Below are 17,504 nucleotides of genomic sequence, written 5' to 3'. Positions count from 1 at the left end.
GAGATCCTGTCCAAGCTCAGCTTGTCGCCAACCAATGTGTTGGCGACAAAGGCTTATCGGCCGTTTTTCCCAAGACTGGAGGGTAAGGAGCCGTTAACTGGTACGAAGTCCGTCGATAAACCCGAGGATTCGCGTGCTCAGTTCCGCCGCCAGGGGCAATTGCGGGTCCTTGTAGGAAGCCAGCTGGCGTTTGACGTCGTTAGGCACGATGCGCATGACATGGTTCATGCCCTCGATCAGGGCCAGTTCCGCGTCCGGTTTGGCGGCCTGGAGCAGCCTGGCGTCATTGACGCCGACCTGGATGTCGTTGCTGCCCTGGATGATCAGCGCTGGCATCTTCAGCTTGGCAAATGCCGCGGCCGGGTCCTGGCGGAACAGGGAAATCAGGTACGGCTGCACGCTCGGACGGAAAATGGCCTGCAAGGGTGGCGGCACATTGTCGTCGGGTTTCCCGGCCTTGAGGCTGTCGAGCAACTGGTTACTGCGCAGCAACAACGGCGGTGGCAGGCGATTGCCCAGTTGCTCACGGATCACCTGATCGACCGGTCGCGCGCTGCCCGATACGGAAATCACCGCATCGGCGTCGATGGTTGGCGCGGCCAGGCTGGCGATCAAGGCGCCTTCACTGTGCCCGAGCACGATCAGTTTGCCGAAACGCGGATCAGTCTTGAGCTTCTGGCCCCAGGCCTCGGCGTCGGAAACGTACGCGTCGACCGTCAGATTGCGTTCGTCTGGCGTCGCGGCCAGGCTTGCTGCAACACCACGCTTGTCGTAGCGCACACTGGCGATGTTGTGTTTGGCCAGCACCCAGGCCAGGCGCTTGAGGCTGTCGTTACGTCCCCCGTCAGGGTTGTTGCCGTCGCGATCGGTAGGGCCGGAGCCGGAAATGATCAGGACAACGGGGACCGGGTTGTCGGACTTGGGCAGCAGCAAAGAGCCGAAAAGCTCGCCGGTGCCGGTGTCCAACGTGATCGGCCGTTGCAGGACAGTCGCCTGGGCGAAGCCGGAAATCAGGGTAAGGCTCAAGGCTAGAACTCGCAGCATCATCACGCCATCATCAAGAAGATGCCGGTTGGACTCACAGGCACCCATAAGGTTCGAGGATGAACTACTTGGGTAGCCTGCGTATACTGGCGCGCATTACGTATTCAGGTTCATTTCACGGAGCGTCCTGCATGTCCGGCAATACCTACGGCAAGCTGTTCACTGTCACCACCGCGGGCGAAAGCCATGGCCCGGCGTTGGTCGCCATTGTCGATGGCTGCCCGCCGGGCCTGGAGATATCCCTGGAGGATCTGCAGCGTGACCTGGACCGCCGCAAGCCCGGCACCAGCCGCCACACCACCCAGCGCCAGGAAGCCGACGAAGTCGAAATCCTCTCTGGCGTGTTCGAAGGCCGCACCACGGGTTGCGCCATTGGCCTGTTGATCCGCAACACCGACCAGAAGTCCAAGGACTACTCGGCGATCAAGGATCTGTTCCGTCCGGCCCACGCCGACTACACCTACCACCACAAGTACGGTGAGCGCGACTACCGTGGTGGCGGTCGCAGCTCGGCCCGTGAAACCGCGATGCGCGTCGCGGCCGGGGCGATTGCGAAAAAATACCTGGCCAGCCAGGGCATCGTGATTCGCGGCTACATGAGCCAGCTCGGGCCGATTGAAATCCCGTTCAAGACCTGGGAATCGGTCGAGCAGAACGCCTTCTTCAGCCCGGATCCGGACAAAGTGCCGGAACTGGAAGCCTACATGGACCAGTTGCGCCGCGACCAGGATTCGGTCGGCGCGAAAATCACCGTGGTGGCCGAAGGTGTGATGCCAGGCCTGGGCGAACCGATCTTCGACCGCCTCGATGCCGAACTGGCCCATGCGCTGATGAGCATCAATGCGGTCAAAGGTGTGGAAATCGGCGCCGGTTTCGCCAGCGTCGCCCAGCGCGGCACCGAGCATCGCGATGAAATGACTCCGGAAGGTTTCCTCAGCAACAACGCCGGCGGCATTCTCGGTGGTATTTCCTCCGGTCAGCCTATCGTTGCGCACCTGGCGCTGAAGCCGACGTCGAGCATCACCACGCCGGGCCGTTCCATCGACATCCATGGCAACCCGGTGGAAGTGATCACCAAGGGCCGTCACGACCCGTGCGTCGGGATCCGTGCCACGCCGATCGCCGAAGCGATGATGGCCATCGTGCTGATGGATCATCTGCTGCGTCACCGTGGGCAGAACGCCGATGTGCGTGTGAGCACGCCGGTGCTGGGTCAGCTGTAAATGGCAGACCTCCTGGTCGCAGCCGTCTGATGGCGACTGCGGCGCTCCCGTACTGGCGGCTCTCCAGTTTCTATCTGTTCTATTTCGCCTTGCTCGGTTCGACAGCGCCGTTTCTGGCGCTGTATTTCGATCACCTGGGATTCAGCGCCGCGCGCATCGGCGAATTGGTGGCGATCCCGATGCTGATGCGCTGCGTGGCCCCGAACATCTGGGGCTGGCTGGGCGACTTCACGGGTCGGCGGCTGGCCATCGTGCGTTTTGGCGCGGTGTGCACGCTGCTGACCTTCTCGTTGATTTTCGTCAGCAAGACCTACGCCTGGCTGGCGATGGTCATGGCCTTGCATGCGTTCTTCTGGCACGCGGTGTTGCCGCAGTTCGAAGTCATCACCCTGGCGCATTTGCAGGGGCAGACCTCGCGCTACAGCCAGATTCGCCTGTGGGGATCGATCGGTTTCATCATCACCGTGGTCGCGCTGGGCCGGCTGTTCGAATGGCTGAGCCTCGACATCTACCCCGCGGCGCTGGTGCTGATCCTGGCCGGCATCGTGCTCAGCAGCCTGTGGGTGCCGAACGCTCAACCGGCACCGGGTAACCGGGTGGCGGGGGAGGGATTCCTCAAGCAGCTGCGCAGCCCCGGTGTATTGGCGTTTTACGCCTGCGTGGCGCTGATGCAGATGAGCCATGGACCGTATTACACGTTTTTGACGCTGCACCTTGAGCGACTGGGTTACAGCCGCGGTGTGATCGGCATGCTCTGGGCGGTCGGCGTGGTGGCTGAAGTTTTGATGTTCTTGGCCATGAGCAGGATCCTCACGCGCTTCTCATTGCGTCGGGTACTGATGGCCAGTTTTCTGCTGGCGGCGCTGCGTTGGCTATTGCTGGGCTCGCTCGCGGAGTTTCTGTGGGTGCTGTTGTTTGCCCAGGTGTTGCACGCGGCGACGTTCGGCAGCTTTCACGCCGCTGCCATTTCATTCGTGCAACGTAGCTTCGGCGCACGCCAGCAAGGCCAGGGCCAGGCGTTGTACGCCGCCCTGGCCGGTACCGGCGGTGCATTGGGTGCGTTGTATTCCGGCTACAGCTGGAACGCCCTTGGCGCCGCATTGACCTTTAGTATTGCCAGCCTCGCAGCGCTCGCGGCTGCCGTTATCATTGCCACATGTATGCAAGAGGACAGGCCATGAGCCTTACCCGTGAACACCTCGCCCAGGAAATCATCGACGCCGGGCGTTTTCTCTATGGCCGCGGTTGGTCGCCGGCCACCAGCAGCAATTACTCGACCCGTCTGTCGCCGACCGAAGCCTTGCTGACCGTCTCCGGCAAGCACAAGGGCCAGTTGGGCATGGACGACGTGCTGGCCACCGATCTGTCAGGCAATAGCCTGGAGCCGGGCAAGAAGCCGTCCGCCGAAACCCTGCTGCACACTCAGCTTTACAGCTGGCGGCCGGAGATCGGCGCGGTGCTGCACACCCATTCGGTGAATGCCACCGTGCTGTCACGCCTGACGCCGCAAGACTTCATCGAATTCGAAGACTACGAATTGCAAAAAGCCTTCAGCGGTGTGACGACCCACGAGTCCCGGGTGCGGGTGCCGATTTTCGACAACGATCAGGACATTGCGCGCCTGGCCGCCAAGGTGCAGCCTTGGCTGGACGCCCATCCCGATTGCGTCGGCTACCTGATCCGCGGCCATGGCCTGTACACCTGGGGGGCGCGCATGAGCGATGCCCTGCGGCAGATCGAGGCCTTTGAATTTTTGTTCGAGTGCGAGTTGAAGATGCGCTCGCTCTTGAACGTTAAAGCATGAACCGTTAAGGAGTTGCCCTGATGAGCAGCCTGTCCGTTTATCACGTCTCCAGCCCTGAAATCCCCAACAAGGTGCTGACCCATTTCGAAGACATCGCCTCGACCCTGGCTGAACAAGGCGTGCGCTTCGACCGTTGGCAAGCCGCCACCCGGCTTCAGCCGGGTGCCACCCAGGAAGAAGTGATTGGCGCCTATCAAGCGCAAATCGACCAACTGATGACCGAGCGCGGTTACATCACAGTCGACGTGATCAGCCTCAACAGCGATCACCCGCAAAAAGCCGAACTGCGCGCCAAGTTCCTCAATGAACACCGCCATGGCGAAGACGAAGTGCGATTTTTCGTTGCCGGTCGTGGTCTGTTTACCCTGCACATCGACGATTACGTCTACGCCGTGCTGTGCGAGAAAAACGATCTGATCTCGGTGCCAGCCGGCACCAAACACTGGTTCGACATGGGCGAGCACCCGCATTTCATTGCGATCCGCCTGTTCAACAACCCGGAAGGCTGGGTGGCCAATTTCACCGGTGAAGACATCGCCAGCCAATTCCCGCGTCTGGAGGACTGAGTCGATGCCGATCAAAGCGATTCTCACCGACATCGAAGGCACCACCAGCGCGGTGAGTTTTGTCTTCGACGTGCTGTTTCCCTATGCCGCCAAACACCTGCCGGCGTTTGTCCGTCAGCAGGCCGGGCGCGCTGACGTGGCCGAACAACTGGCCGCCGTACGCCGCGACAGCAATGAGCCGGACGCCGACGTCGAACGGGTCGTCGAGATCCTGTTGGGCTGGATTGCCGAAGACCGCAAGGCCACGCCGTTGAAAGCGTTGCAGGGCATGGTCTGGGAGCAGGGTTATCAGGCCGGGCAGTTGCAGGGCCACGTTTACCCGGACGCCGTTGAAGCGCTCAAGCGCTGGCATCAGGATGGCTTTCAACTGTTTGTTTATTCGTCCGGTTCGATCCAGGCCCAGCGGCTGATCTTCGGCTGTTCGGTGGCGGGGGACCTGACGCCGCTGTTCAGCGGTTATTTCGATACCACTTCGGGGCCAAAGCGCGAGGCGCAGTCCTACGTCAACATCACCCAGGCGATCAACCTCGAGGCGGGGCAGATTCTGTTTCTGTCTGACATCGTCGAAGAGCTCGATGCGGCGCGCTCGGCAGGAATGGCCACTTGCGGCCTGGCTCGCGAAGGCGGGGAGCTGGCGGGGCATATCACTGTGGACAGCTTTGCGCGGATAAACCCCGCTAATTTCTAAACGCCACAAACCCCTGTGGGAGCGGGCTTGCTCGCGAAGGCGATTGCATTGCTTACGAATATCTCCAACCTTGTGAACACCCCCACGGACACTCTTTCACCTTTAATCATTGGGCCGTTCGTCGCGCCTGATGCTAATCTGCATTCCACTTTCAGCACAGTCGAGCCGCAACCCGTCATGGGTTCAGGGAAGACGACCACACTTTCAACAACGGACATTGAACGGGTCATACATGAACAAATCAGCAGGCGTGCTACTGGGAATTGTTGTCGCAATCGGTGCCATCAGCGCAGGCGGAGCCTGGTTTACCGGCACCAAGCTCGAAGGTGTGTTGAACTCTTCGATTGCCGATGCCAACAAGGAGCTGCAAGCGGCCATGGTCGGTTCCAACGGCACCGCGTCGCTGGAGCTGGTGTCGCTGGAGCGTCATGTATTCAGCAGCACCGCGCACTATCGCCTCAAGGGCGAAGGTGAAATGTTCGGCGAAGCACCGGTCGAGTTGCTGTTTGTTGATCACATCGAACACGGCCCGTTGCCGTTCTCGCGGTTGATGTCGCTGAAGTGGCTGCCGGTCCTGGCGACCAGTCACTACGAACTGGAAAAGACCCCGTTCACCGAGAAGTGGTTTGCCGCCGCCAAGGACAAATCCCCACTGACCGGCGTGGTCAACATCGGCTATGACAACGCCACCAATGGCACCTTCGAGTTGCAGCCGCTGGAAATGGCGCTGGATGACAAGTCGAGCATGAAATTCTCCGGCCTGAGCATGGACGTCGACGCCAGCGCCAAGGCGCAGAAGATCAAGGCCAACGGCTACATGGACAGCCTGAAAGTGACCACCGTTTCCGAAGACCAGGCACCGGTGCAGGTTGAGTTGAACGGCCTGACCCTGGCCAGCAACCTGACCAAAAGCACCTACGGTTTCTATGTCGGCGAGAACGTCCTTGAGCTGGCAAGCGGCAAATCGACTTTTGGCGTCAAGCAGTCGGTGCTGGACTTCAAGAAATTCGAGATGAAAAACCTGACGGAAGAAAAGGGCAGCAACGCTTCCGGTCGTGCGGACTACAAGGTCGGCGAAGTGTCCCTGAATGGCAAGGCCATCGGTTCCGGTGCGCTGACCATGAGCGTGAAGAACCTCGACATTCCGGCCACGATGTCGTTGATGCAGGTCTACCAGAGCAAGCTGCAGCCGTATGAGCGTGAGGCGGCCGAAGCGACGGCAGCGGGCCTGCCGGCACCGGAGCTGAAACTGACCGAAGCCGAAGAGGCATTGCTCAAATCCAGCCTGGAAAAACTGCTGGCGGCCGGTCCGCAGGTAGCCCTGGAAAACCTGTCGTTCAACACCGCCAACGGTGAGAGCCGGGCCAACATGGTGCTCGACCTGACCAAGCCACAAACCATCGACCTGCCGACCGATCAGTTGGTCAGGCAGTTGATCGCGTTGCTGGACTTCAAACTGAAAGTGTCCAAACCCATGCTGGTCGATGTGCTCACCGTGCAGTCGCAAATCGACGGTCAGACCGACGCCAAGCTGATTGCCGATCAGGCCACCGCCACCGCGGACATGTTCAGCAGCATGGCGGTCGGCAGCCAACTGGCAAAACTGGACGGCAACAACATCGTCACCAACCTGCGTTACGCCAACAATCAGGTGGACTTCAACGGCCAGAAAATGACCGTCGAAGAGTTTGCCGGTTTTGTCATGAGCAAGTTTGCGGAAACTGGCGCCACCGAATAACGGCGGCTGTTTACCCGGTAACGCCCGGCCTCTGCATCGCGCAGGCGCCGGGCGTTTTGCTGTCCAGTATCGCTAGGGAACGTCACGGATCAGGCGCCATGCCTCTTCCCAGGGCAAGGGTTGTTTCATCCGCTCGGCAAGCATTGCCATGGCCCGGTCCATCTCGCAGGCTAGCGCCGCCGACACCACGCCATTTTTTCCGAACAGGCCGATGAAGGGCGGATCGTAAGGGTCACCCTTGAACTCGACTTCGTCCCAGGCCTCGGCGTGCCCGAGGTAGTCGTAGGTCTTGCCGAAATGCCAGGTCCAGAAAAACGGCACGTCGAGGTAATGCTCGTCCCCGCCCAGCATATTGGCCGCAGCGATCCGCGCCTGCTGTTGGGCCAGTCGCCAGTGTTCGATGCGCACGTATTGGTTGTTCAGCAGGAAGGTGGCGATATCACCAGCCGCCCAGAGGCCGTCGGCCACGCGCATTGCGCCGTCGACACGCAGCGACTGATCCTGCTCTTTCGCCAACCCGGTGAAGGCGGCGGTGGCTGGCGTGACGCCAATGCCGACCAGCACCAGATCGGCCGCCAGGCGTTGGCCGTTGTCCAAGTGTACGGCTTCGACCTTGTCGGTTCCTTCGATCTGTACCGCATTGCCCTGGGTATGAAACACGACGCCATTGGCTTCATGCCGCGCGCGGATAGCCTTGCCGACCGTTTCGCCGAACTGTTTGGCGAAAGGCACTGCGTGGCGGGCCAGTACGGTCACGACCAGGCCAAGCTGGCGCAGGGACGAGGCGGACTCCATGGCAATGAAACTGTCGCCGATGATCACCACCCGTTGGCCGGCGCTGGCGCTGTTCAGAATCTGCTGCGCATGGGCTCTGGAGCGTAAAACGAACACCTGCGGCAAGTCGGCGCCGGGCAGCGTCAACAGCTGGGGTTCGCCGCCGGTGGCCAGCAGCGCGGCGTCGTAGGTCAGTGATTGGCCGTCAGTCAGCCGCAGTGTGCGGTTTGATGCGTCCAGGCTGGCCACTTCGCCCTGCAGGCGCTCGATCCGCTGCTCGCGGTAAAACGCCTCGTCGCGCAGCGGCGGGACTTCCTGCGGCGGCATTTCCCCGGCGATCACGTATTTGCTCAGCGCAGTGCGGTCGTATCCGGCCTCGGCTTCGCGGTCGATCAACAGCACCCGGCCACCGAAACCTTTCTCGCGCAAGGCCGCCGCTGCCGCCGTACCTGCCGCGCCAGCGCCGATAATGATGAAAGTTCGTGGATCGTCGGCCGGTGGCGTGTGGGCGTCCGATAATGGCTGGTCGCCGACCCAGATTTCGCCGTCACGGATTTCGAGGGGATAGCGCTTGAGACTGTCCAGGGCTGGCGGTTCGCACAGGCCGCCATCCTCGATCCGAAACTGCGCCTTGTGCCACGGACAGGTCAGGCGTCCGTTGCATACCGCACCATCAGCCAGCGGGGCGCCGGCATGCGGGCATTCGGCCTGATAAGCGCGAAGTTGCTCACCCGCCCGCAACAGTAGAATCTTGCTGCCCTGGACTTGCACTTCCAGTCCCCGGTCTTCGGGCACATTGGTGACACGCGCAACGCGATGCAGAGTCATGATTGCTCTCCAGTCAGACGTTTACTTATGAGTCTGGCGCTTATCGCGAGGTTCAGCCAACTCCCCCTGCCACGGCGTGAACGGTCCGGCTATAGTTTGCACGCCGACGACGGCCCAACACGCACAAGGTGCTCCGGAATGACCCGATTGACCTCAATCAACGCTTGGCTCGCAGCCGCCGCTGTCGCCCTTTGCGTGCAGTTCCCGGCGCAGGCCCAGGAACGTTTCACCCTGAACATTCCCGGAGTTTCCGATGACCGTCTGTTCACGTCGGCCGCTGCGAGCGATTCCGCGGGCTGTGGCGGACACAACATTTCCCCGGCATTGAACTGGAACACCGGCCCGGCCGCCACCCAAAGCTACGCCATCGTCATGCACGACCCGGACGGCCAGAAAGGCCAGGGCATCGATCAGTGGGTGCATTACGGCATCAAGGCCGGCACCCACCAGATCCCGGCCGGTGCCGGGAGCAAACCCGGCCTCGAGGGCGTTGGCGGTACCAACAGCCAGAACACCACCGGCTACATCGGCCCTTGCCCGCCCGTTGGCGACAGCGCGCACCACTACATCATCCAGATCTACGCCCTGGACCTGGCCCCGGACGCCTTGCCCGCCGGCCTGACCCGTGCGCAACTGCTGGAAAAAATCAAAGGCCACGTCCTGAGAAACAGCAGCGTGGTGCGGCGCTATCACCGCTAAAGGCGGATTTACAGAAAACTGAAGTGCGCAGCATGGCTGGGATTTGGCATCCGCCCCCGAAAGCGCGCACTATCAGGCCATAGCCGATGCGTTGGAGGATGCCGTGGCAAAAAAAATCGACCGCATCGCCCAAATGCTCAACTGCCCGCAAAAGGGTGAAGAACTGCGGCGAGCGATTACCGAGAGTCGCAAGGATTTTCTGCTGAACCAGCCGGAAGAGGATGTTGTTGAAGACGACGACCTTGAAGAGGAGCTTTTCGAGGACGACGAGGATGATGATGAGTACGACGAGTTCGACTGGACCACAGAATGAAAAAAACCGCCTTTGGCGGTTTTTTTTGGGTCCAGGCAAAAGCCCTGAAGTGCTGTGACTGGCGTACTTACAAGTGTTACAGCCCGTTGGGGAGAAACTTGGTTGCGCCGCTGACATCATCGATTTTCTTGATGCGAAAGGCTTTCAGGCAAGTGTCGTCGCGGGTGTTGGTGTCGGAGCAATATTGCTTGATGAAATCGGCAAAGATCATCTCCTGGCCATTAACGGTGAGGACGCGCTTGTAATATTCACCATTGATACCCTGGGCTTGACGACTGTCAGTCATCTCCTGATCCACCACCAGGCGTCCGTGCAGGTCGACAGCTGGAACCTGGGCTTTGGGATCTTCTTTGGAGCAGGCGCTCAGGAGCAGGCCTGCGGCAATCAGCGTACATAAACGCAGCATAGGAATTCATCTCTGATAACGGATGCCCCGGACCTGGGTCCGGGGCAGATCGATAGGAGGATTACTCGCCGAACAAGCGGCTGGAGCGATTGACTTCAGCCTTGCCGGCATCTTCCAGCAGGGACTTGGTGCCGGAGGTCACATTGCGTGCCGAGTCGGCTTCAGACTGGATCACGTCGGTGCGTGCCGCGCTGTCACGCAACTCCGCATCGATGTAGTCGTTGGCGCGTGCGGTGCGCGCGCGCTTCGCCTGCAGTGCCAGGCGGCGCTCTTCCAGCTCCAGTGCGCGCAACTCGTCTTCGTAGCCTTCTTCTCGGGTTTGAACACGCTTGTGTTCAAGTTCCTGTGACTTGCGCTGCTCAAGGGCCTTTTGCTGCGCAGCTTGCTGTGCCGCTGCCCGTTGCCGACGATCAGCAGCGATACGAGCATCCTCGCGTGCCCGTTCGGCTGCCGCCTGGCGGACGCGTTCGGCCTGAGCGGCTGCTTCAGTCTGTTTGGTCTGCTGTTCGACTTGATACAGGCTGTCGAACTGGTTTGCCAATGCCGGCAGGGTGAGCAGTGCGAGGGCGGAGCCCAGAACAATATGTTTCATGTCCGACCCCTTAGCTCTTCTTGGGTTCTGGACAGGTCGCATTCGGCTGAATGCGTGTTTCGTTGGAGACCGTCATCACCATCAGGGAGATTTCGCCAACCTTGAACTCACAAGGGCGACCCACCTGGGCAGACGTGTAGATCTTGCCGCTTTCGGAATAACCGATCAGCACACCCGGTACCAGGGTGGTGTCATTGACCAGCGAGCCTGCCATGGCGCCTGCAGCGCCACCGGCTACACCGCCGACGATGGCCGTGTCAGTGTTCTTCGTGTTGCCCAGTGCGGCACCACCGATCAGACCCAGTACCCCACCCGCCATCATCGCGGCTTTTTTGTTCTTCTCGTTGCTGACTTTTATCTTGCTCGGCGAAATCGTCAGGATTTTTACGGTTTTAGCTTCCTGCTGGCTGTTTACCTGACTGGCGTCGAATACATCTGCTTGATACTCCTCACCGGACGTTTGGCAGCCAGCAAGAACAGCAGCAATCGAAAGCACCAGGCAGCGTTTTAACATCATCATTTCCAATATCTCTATGAGCGTAAGAAATCCCGAGCGGGACAATCCATTGTGATTTGAGGCAATGTGCCACCACTCTAATCAAACTGAAGAAGGTAAGGCCAAGAAAACTTTGGAGCGAGGGAGGATCGGGGGGTACCAGCCAGGAGCCGGGCAGCGCGTTATTAAGCGCAACGTTCGGGGGGGAGTTTTTCTAGAAGGGTGACTGCATCCATGACGGCGAACACACGCCCACAAAAAAGCCCCAGACCCATAAGGCCTGAGGCTTTCTCGTTACAACGTATGGTGCACCAGGCGGGATTCGAACCCACGACCCCTGCCTTCGGAGGGCAGTACTCTATCCAGCTGAGCTACTGGTGCAGCGGGCGCCATGATACTCATATGCACTGCGGGCGTCCATGCTGCTGAATCGCCTGCGTTTTTTTAAAGCTGTAACGCGCGTTTGCTACGTTGATCAGAAAATACAGGCAAAAGCGTCGTTTTCGTTCTTTTTTTCGAACAGCCTATTGTCCTTTACCCCCTTTGATCCTAGGATTCGTTTGAGATTTCAAACGCTCTTGTCTGGGTGCTGAACCGCACGATTTGAATCAGTGCGCTATTTATGTGCTTCAGCCCGGTGAATGATTTCCCTGACGGCAGCCTATCGAGGCGCCTTTCTACAATCATAATTTGCTCCGCGCGTGCGCGGTGCTGTTAAGGAAAGCCGACATGCAGCTTAAAGACACCCAGTTGTTCCGCCAGCAAGCCTTCATCGATGGCGCGTGGGTTGATGCGGACAATGGTCAGACGATCAAGGTCAACAACCCGGCAACGGGCGAAATTCTGGGCACCGTGCCGAAAATGGGCGCTGCCGAAACCCGCCGTGCAATCGAAGCCGCTGACAAAGCGCTGCCGGCCTGGCGTGCACTGACCGCCAAAGAGCGTGCAGGCAAACTGCGTCGCTGGTACGAGCTGATCATCGAGAACCAGGACGACCTGGCTCGCCTGATGACCCTGGAACAGGGCAAGCCATTGGCCGAAGCCAAGGGCGAAATCGTCTACGCCGCTTCCTTCATCGAGTGGTTCGCCGAAGAAGCCAAGCGCATCTACGGTGACGTGATTCCGGGCCACCAGCCAGACAAGCGCCTGATCGTGATCAAGCAGCCAATCGGCGTGACCGCTGCAATCACCCCGTGGAACTTCCCGGCTGCCATGATCACCCGTAAAGCCGGCCCGGCCCTGGCCGCCGGTTGCACCATGGTGCTCAAGCCTGCTTCGCAAACCCCGTTCTCCGCCTTTGCCCTGGCCGAACTGGCCCAGCGTGCCGGCATCCCGGCTGGCGTGTTCAGCGTTGTTTCCGGCAGCGCCGGCGACATCGGCAGCGAACTGACCAGCAACCCGATCGTGCGCAAGCTGTCCTTCACCGGTTCGACCGAAATCGGTCGTCAACTGATGTCGGAATGCGCCAAGGACATCAAGAAAGTGTCCCTGGAACTGGGCGGCAACGCGCCGTTCATCGTGTTCGACGACGCGGACCTGGATAAGGCCGTCGAAGGCGCGATCATTTCCAAGTACCGCAACAACGGTCAGACCTGCGTCTGCGCCAACCGCCTGTACATTCAGGATTCGGTCTACGACGCGTTCGCCGAGAAGCTGAAAGTGGCTGTGGCCAAGCTCAAGATCGGTAACGGTCTGGAAGCAGGCACCACCACTGGCCCGCTGATCGACGAGAAAGCCGTGGCCAAGGTGCAAGAGCACATTGCCGACGCCGTTTCCAAAGGCGCCACCGTGCTGTCCGGCGGCAAATCGATGGAAGGCAACTTCTTCGAACCGACCATCCTGACCAACGTGCCGAACAACGCTGCCGTGGCCAAGGAAGAAACCTTCGGTCCATTGGCTCCACTGTTCCGCTTCAAAGACGAAGCCGACGTGATCGCGATGTCCAACGACACCGAGTTCGGCCTGGCCTCGTACTTCTATGCTCGCGACCTGGGCCGTGTGTTCCGTGTGGCAGAAGCCCTGGAATACGGCATGGTCGGCGTCAACACCGGGTTGATCTCCAACGAAGTCGCGCCGTTCGGCGGCATCAAGGCCTCGGGCCTGGGCCGTGAAGGCTCCAAGTACGGCATCGAAGATTATCTGGAAATCAAATACCTCTGCCTGGGCATCTAAGCCCGGAAGAGCATTGCTTCAAGCGCAAAGGGCACGAGAGCGCTGTCCCTTTGCGCCGCTTCAAACCGGAATTTTCTCTGTGGTCGGGAAAGCTGTGGCAGTCGATCATCGCATGCTGCCTTAGTTACCTCCCCACCGCTTAATCCTTGAACCACGCCGACCGATGAGCGGCGAATGAGGAATGTAATGAGCAAGACTAACGCTTCTTTGATGGCCCGCCGTACCAATGCAGTTCCACGTGGTGTTGGCCAGATTCACCCGATCTTCGCCGAGTCCGCGAAGAACGCGACCGTGACCGACGTTGAAGGTCGTGAGTTCATCGACTTCGCCGGCGGTATCGCCGTGCTGAACACCGGCCACGTGCACCCGAAAATCATCGCGGCCGTGACCGAGCAACTGAACAAGCTGACCCACACTTGCTTCCAGGTGCTGGCCTACGAGCCGTACGTAGAAGTGTGCGAAAAAATCAACGCCAAGGTGCCAGGTGATTTCGCCAAGAAAACCCTGCTGGTGACCACCGGTTCCGAAGCCGTGGAAAACTCGATCAAGATCGCTCGTGCCGCCACTGGCCGTGCCGGCGTGATCGCCTTCACCGGCGCCTACCACGGCCGCACCATGATGACCCTGGGCCTGACCGGTAAAGTCGTGCCTTACTCGGCCGGCATGGGCCTGATGCCAGGCGGCATCTTCCGCGCGCTGTACCCGAACGAACTGCACGGTGTGAGCATCGACGATTCGATCGCTTCCATCGAGCGCATCTTCAAGAACGACGCCGAGCCGAAAGACATCGCCGCGATCATCATCGAGCCGGTGCAGGGCGAAGGTGGTTTCTACGTCGCTCCGAAAGAATTCATGAAGCGTCTGCGTGCCCTGTGCGACCAGCACGGCATCCTGCTGATCGCTGACGAAGTACAGACTGGCGCTGGCCGTACCGGTACTTTCTTCGCCATGGAACAGATGGGCGTTGCTGCCGACCTGACCACCTTCGCCAAATCCATCGCTGGCGGCTTCCCGCTGGCCGGTGTGTGCGGCAAGGCCGAGTACATGGACGCCATCGCTCCAGGCGGCCTGGGCGGCACCTACGCCGGTAGCCCGATCGCTTGCGCCGCGGCCCTGGCCGTGATGGAAGTGTTCGAAGAAGAGCACCTGCTGGATCGTTGCAAGGCCGTTGGCGAGCGTCTGGTGACTGGCCTGAAGGCCATCCAGGCCAAATACCCGGTGATCGGCGAAGTCCGTGCCCTGGGTGCGATGATCGCTGTCGAGCTGTTCGAAAACGGCGACAGCCACAAGCCGAACGCCGCCGCTGTGGCGTCCGTTGTGGCCAAGGCTCGCGACAAGGGCCTGATCCTGCTGTCCTGCGGCACCTACGGCAACGTTCTGCGCGTCCTGGTACCGCTGACCTCGCCGGACGAGCAACTGGACAAAGGCCTGGCGATCATCGAAGAGTGCTTCGCCGAGCTGTGATCACCTAATGTGACCTGATCGACAAAAAACCCGCTTCGGCGGGTTTTTTCATGCCTCTGGAAACACATCCTGCGCATTAACGTTGTATCGAATGGCCTGCATTGGCTAAGGTTCCTGCATTGCCAGGGAGAGCTGTATGACAACTGTCATTTTACCCGCGGTTCCGAGAGTACTGATTGCCGAGGCCGACCCCTGGTCCCGGGATCTGCTCAAGGAAGTGTTGTTGAACGTACGCTGCGATGCGCGGCTGGATTTGTGCGCCGATGGCCAGCAAGCGCTGGAGCTATTGGCTGCCAACCCCTATGACCTGGTCATCGCCGATTGGGAGTTGCCGGGTGTCGATGGTCTGAATGTCCTGCGCAACATCCGCCAGCGCAAACGCAACCCGCCGTTGCCCTTCATCCTCATGAGCAGTCGCAACGACAGTGCCAGCGTGCGCGAGGCCTTGCCGCTGGCGCCGGCCGCGTACCTGACCAAGCCCCTGAACATGGAAAGCCTGACCCATCGGTTGCAGGGGTTGCTGCTGCACGCGGGGGAAGAAGTCTCGTGCGAAGTGCCAGCGCTGGCGCCGGGCATGACGTTGTCGGTGTTTCTGGAGCGTCGACGGGAATTGGCCGACGGCGCGCCGCTGATGACCGACGTGCAAGTGGCGGTCAAACGCAGCCTCAATCCCAATGGCCTCGACCTGACGGTGCTGGAAGACGAAATCCGCACCGATCCGCAAGTCACGGCTGTGCTGATTGCCGCTGCCAACAGCGCGGCCCAGCACCATGGCGCGGGCGTGCAAACCCTGTCCCAGGCGCTGCATCGCCTGGGCACCGGACAGAGCATGAACCTGATTCTCGGCCTGGCGCTCAAGCGCAGTGCCCGGCTCAGCGATCCGCAATTGGCCGACTATGCCGAGCGCTACTGGGATCTGTCACTGCACACTGCCGAGTACGCACGAACCCTGGCGCGCTTGCTCGATCTGGATCAGGAGCGTTGCTATTGCGCCGGCATGTTGCATCGTCTCGGCGATCTGGCGTTGCTGCGCTGTCTGCAGGAATGGCAACAGGCTGGCGGCGAACTGGACGAGTTGGAAGAAGTGGGTGAAGCGCTGGTTGAATATGGCGCGGCCTATGGCTCGGCCCTGCGTACACGCTGGCGCCTGCCGCTGGAGTTGCGGGAGCTGATTGCGGCGGCCTACCAGCTCGGTGGCGGGGTTTATTCCCGCGAAGCGCTGGTGATGAACATGGCGGCGCAGATGGCGCGCCTGACCGAGCATGAGGGCATCGAGGAGCTGGCGAAGAGCCGGACGGCGCGGTTGCTCAAGATCGGCTTGCCGGAATTGATGCGGTTGCGCAGGAAGTAAGCTCTCCACTTACCCCTGTGGGAGCGAGCTTGCTCGCGATGAGAGTCTGACATTCAACATCAATGTCGATTGGCAGTCCGCTATCGCGAGCAAGCTCGCTCCCACAGGGATCCAAGGTGATCCTGTCAGGCGGTGACAATCCGGTTCTTGCCCTCGCGCTTGGCCCGGTACATCGCGGCATCCGCCCGGGAAAACAGGTCCTCCACGGTTTCGTCCGAGGCGCTCAGGCTGGTCAGGCCCTGGCTGACAGTGATGCCGAACGTCCGGCCTTCATGGTTGAAACCCAACTGCTGAATCTGCCGATGCAGGCGTTCAGCCACTTGCAGGGCCATTTGTGGCGTGCACCCGGGAAACACCGCAGCAAATTCCTCACCGCCAATGCGTCCGAACAGGTCGCGACGGCGCAACGCTGCGCGGCCGCTTTCGGCAATGCGTTGCAGCACGTTGTCGCCTTCCTGGTGGCCGTAGGTGTCGTTGATCGTCTTGAAGTCATCAATATCCAGCATCAGAAACGACAGCGGCTCGCCCTGTTGCCGGGCGTGTGCGAACTCGCGGTGAGCGCATTCGAAGAAATGATGGCGATTGCTGCTCTGGGTCAGCGCGTCGGTGGTGGCCAGGCGATGCAGTTCGGTTTCCATCTGCTTCTTGTGGGTGATGTCTTCGGCAAAGCCGACGATGATCACCGGTTGCCCCGGCTCGGCCTGGCGATTGATGAAGCACTTGTCGCTGAGCCAGCGCACCTGGCCGTCGGCGGCAATGATTCGATACTCGCGGTCTTCGACGGCGCCTTTGTCCAGCACTTCGGCCAGGCTGCGTTCGGCGTAGTCGAGGTCGTCAGGGTGAATGCTGTCGCGCCATTGATTGCTGTCGGCCAGCAGCTGATCGGCTGAACGGCCAAAGATCCGTTCATAGGCCGGGCTGACGTAAAGCACCCGGCGGGTTTCCCAATCGAAGGCCCACAGCACCGCGTTGACGCTTGCCAGCAAGGTGTTGAGCAACTGTTCCCGTTCGGTCAGGCGTGCGACTTCGCCTTGGGCGTGCATCAGCGCCATCAGGGGCTGCGCGGCCTCGGGCCAATGTGACGGAGATGAGTCTTGCAGGTTCTTTTGGGCCATCGACACAAATCTCAAAGGGCATGCGGTCAACACCAAGCCCGCCGGGGATGGCGAAGTGTCTTTGAGATAAGGGTTTCAAGATGAAGTTCCCGCCTTTTGTGGCGAGGGAGCTTGCTCCCGCCGGGCGGTACTGGCGACGTTTTTTTGCGGCCACAAATCAATGTGGGAGCGGGCTTGCTCGCGAATGCGGTGTGTCAGTCACCTTTTATGTCGACTGACACACCGCATTCG

The 17,504-nt window shown here is 60.4% G+C and carries 17 protein-coding genes and 1 tRNA gene; 11 read left to right on the top strand and 7 right to left on the bottom strand.

The window, feature by feature from the left end; genetic code table 11:
- Positions 1 to 93: 93 nt before the first annotated feature.
- The gene (locus AC07YV_RS15165; protein ID WP_102700133.1) at positions 94 to 1,092 is read right to left on the bottom strand and encodes an alpha/beta hydrolase; all 999 of its coding nucleotides are present in this window, start codon (positions 1,090 to 1,092) and stop codon (positions 94 to 96) included.
- A gap of 83 nt (positions 1,093 to 1,175) precedes the next feature.
- On the opposite strand from AC07YV_RS15165, the gene aroC reads away from it, so the two are divergent.
- The 6 genes from aroC to AC07YV_RS15135 all read left to right on the top strand — a co-directional run bounded on the left by aroC (position 1,176) and on the right by AC07YV_RS15135 (position 7,063).
- On the top strand, positions 1,176 to 2,267 hold the full coding sequence (gene aroC / locus AC07YV_RS15160; protein ID WP_007974902.1) for a chorismate synthase: 1,092 nt from the start codon (positions 1,176 to 1,178) through the stop codon (positions 2,265 to 2,267).
- Positions 2,268 to 2,296: 29 nt separating this feature from the next.
- A complete protein-coding gene (locus AC07YV_RS15155) occupies positions 2,297 to 3,448 on the top strand; it encodes an MFS transporter (protein WP_102700134.1) in 1,152 nt (383 codons plus the stop codon).
- A complete protein-coding gene (locus AC07YV_RS15150) occupies positions 3,445 to 4,071 on the top strand; it encodes a methylthioribulose 1-phosphate dehydratase (protein WP_095964025.1) in 627 nt (208 codons plus the stop codon). The genes AC07YV_RS15155 and AC07YV_RS15150 overlap by 4 nt, the downstream gene beginning before the upstream one ends.
- Positions 4,072 to 4,091: 20 nt before the next feature.
- Positions 4,092 to 4,637, top strand: coding sequence for a 1,2-dihydroxy-3-keto-5-methylthiopentene dioxygenase (locus AC07YV_RS15145; RefSeq protein ID WP_007974895.1), 546 nt, complete (start codon positions 4,092 to 4,094; stop codon positions 4,635 to 4,637).
- A gap of 4 nt (positions 4,638 to 4,641) precedes the next feature.
- A complete protein-coding gene (gene mtnC / locus AC07YV_RS15140) occupies positions 4,642 to 5,325 on the top strand; it encodes an acireductone synthase (RefSeq protein ID WP_102700135.1) in 684 nt (227 codons plus the stop codon).
- A 232-nt stretch (positions 5,326 to 5,557) separates the two neighbouring features.
- The gene (locus tag AC07YV_RS15135) at positions 5,558 to 7,063 is read left to right on the top strand and encodes a YdgA family protein (RefSeq protein ID WP_102700136.1); all 1,506 of its coding nucleotides are present in this window, start codon (positions 5,558 to 5,560) and stop codon (positions 7,061 to 7,063) included.
- A gap of 72 nt (positions 7,064 to 7,135) precedes the next feature.
- On the opposite strand, the gene AC07YV_RS15130 is transcribed toward AC07YV_RS15135, so the two are convergent.
- Positions 7,136 to 8,665, bottom strand: a complete 1,530-nt coding sequence (locus AC07YV_RS15130) for an FAD-dependent oxidoreductase (protein WP_102700137.1) — start codon at positions 8,663 to 8,665, stop codon at positions 7,136 to 7,138.
- A 138-nt stretch (positions 8,666 to 8,803) separates the two neighbouring features.
- On the opposite strand from AC07YV_RS15130, the gene AC07YV_RS15125 reads away from it, so the two are divergent.
- Together AC07YV_RS15125 and AC07YV_RS15120 are read left to right on the top strand one after the other, a co-directional pair.
- Complete coding sequence (locus AC07YV_RS15125; protein ID WP_102700138.1) at positions 8,804 to 9,364, top strand: YbhB/YbcL family Raf kinase inhibitor-like protein; 561 nt, start codon at positions 8,804 to 8,806, stop codon at positions 9,362 to 9,364.
- Between the two features lie 43 nt (positions 9,365 to 9,407).
- On the top strand, positions 9,408 to 9,677 hold the full coding sequence (locus tag AC07YV_RS15120) for a hypothetical protein (RefSeq protein WP_158248447.1): 270 nt from the start codon (positions 9,408 to 9,410) through the stop codon (positions 9,675 to 9,677).
- Positions 9,678 to 9,753: 76 nt separating this feature from the next.
- On the opposite strand, the gene AC07YV_RS15115 is transcribed toward AC07YV_RS15120, so the two are convergent.
- From AC07YV_RS15115 to AC07YV_RS15100, 4 genes are all read right to left on the bottom strand, one after another.
- Entirely contained in the window at positions 9,754 to 10,083 is a 330-nt protein-coding gene (locus AC07YV_RS15115) for a hypothetical protein (RefSeq protein WP_102700140.1), read from the bottom strand.
- A 61-nt stretch (positions 10,084 to 10,144) separates the two neighbouring features.
- Positions 10,145 to 10,675, bottom strand: a complete 531-nt coding sequence (locus AC07YV_RS15110; RefSeq protein ID WP_102700141.1) for a DUF5384 family protein — start codon at positions 10,673 to 10,675, stop codon at positions 10,145 to 10,147.
- Between the two features lie 10 nt (positions 10,676 to 10,685).
- Positions 10,686 to 11,195 carry a hypothetical protein gene (locus AC07YV_RS15105; RefSeq protein ID WP_102700142.1) on the bottom strand — a complete coding sequence of 170 codons (510 nt, stop codon included), beginning with the start codon at positions 11,193 to 11,195 and terminating at the stop codon, positions 10,686 to 10,688.
- Between the two features lie 280 nt (positions 11,196 to 11,475).
- Positions 11,476 to 11,552 (bottom strand) — tRNA-Arg (locus tag AC07YV_RS15100).
- A 348-nt stretch (positions 11,553 to 11,900) separates the two neighbouring features.
- On the opposite strand from AC07YV_RS15100, the gene gabD reads away from it, so the two are divergent.
- From gabD to AC07YV_RS15085, 3 genes are all read left to right on the top strand, one after another.
- Positions 11,901 to 13,343: an NADP-dependent succinate-semialdehyde dehydrogenase gene (gene gabD / locus AC07YV_RS15095; protein ID WP_102700143.1), complete on the top strand. Its 1,443-nt coding sequence runs from the start codon at positions 11,901 to 11,903 to the stop codon at positions 13,341 to 13,343.
- A gap of 186 nt (positions 13,344 to 13,529) precedes the next feature.
- Positions 13,530 to 14,807, top strand: coding sequence for a 4-aminobutyrate--2-oxoglutarate transaminase (gene gabT, locus AC07YV_RS15090; RefSeq protein ID WP_007975624.1), 1,278 nt, complete (start codon positions 13,530 to 13,532; stop codon positions 14,805 to 14,807).
- 136 nt (positions 14,808 to 14,943) lie between these two features.
- Complete coding sequence (locus AC07YV_RS15085; RefSeq protein ID WP_102700144.1) at positions 14,944 to 16,158, top strand: response regulator; 1,215 nt, start codon at positions 14,944 to 14,946, stop codon at positions 16,156 to 16,158.
- 125 nt (positions 16,159 to 16,283) lie between these two features.
- Here AC07YV_RS15085 and AC07YV_RS15080 read toward each other — a convergent pair whose 3' ends face one another.
- The gene (locus AC07YV_RS15080; RefSeq protein WP_102700145.1) at positions 16,284 to 17,273 is read right to left on the bottom strand and encodes a sensor domain-containing diguanylate cyclase; all 990 of its coding nucleotides are present in this window, start codon (positions 17,271 to 17,273) and stop codon (positions 16,284 to 16,286) included.
- Between the last annotated feature and the right edge of the window lie 231 nt (positions 17,274 to 17,504).

The sequence above is a fragment of the Pseudomonas sp. GW456-E7 genome, from assembly GCF_059424105.1.
Note: the sequence above shows the minus strand (reverse complement) of the source record. Positions and strands in the feature narration are given on the sequence as shown.